Source organism: Leifsonia sp. SIMBA_070, assembly GCF_046534635.1.
Taxonomy (GTDB): domain Bacteria; phylum Actinomycetota; class Actinomycetes; order Actinomycetales; family Microbacteriaceae; genus Leifsonia.
This window is the reverse complement of record NZ_JAWRYK010000359.1, coordinates 1-267: the sequence shown is the minus strand read 5'-3', so window position 1 is coordinate 267 and position 267 is coordinate 1. Positions and strand designations below refer to the sequence as shown.

At 62.5% G+C, this 267-nt stretch carries 1 protein-coding gene; it reads left to right on the top strand.

The annotated features are described in order from the left end of the window. Positions 1 to 41 precede the first annotated feature (41 nt). Positions 42 to 267 (top strand): isocitrate/isopropylmalate family dehydrogenase (locus SB754_RS20675; RefSeq protein WP_410784233.1); only part of this gene is annotated, 226 nt, incomplete at its 3' end.

Sequence of the window (267 nt, the reverse complement as noted above, 5' to 3'; positions counted from 1 at the left end):
AGTTCGACTGGTCGTGCGCGTACTACGCAGAGCACGGGTGCATGATGCCGGCGGACGGCCTCAATCTGCTGCGCGACTTCGACCAGATCTTCCTCGGTGCCGTCGGTTCTCCGGAGGTTCCGGACGACGTGTCGCTCTGGGGTCTGCTCATTCCCATCCGTCGCGCGTTCCAGCAGTACATCAATCTGCGCCCCGTCACGCTTCTTCCGGGCATGACCAGCCCCCTTCGTGAGGACATTGCGGAGTCGATCGACTTCCTGGTTGTCC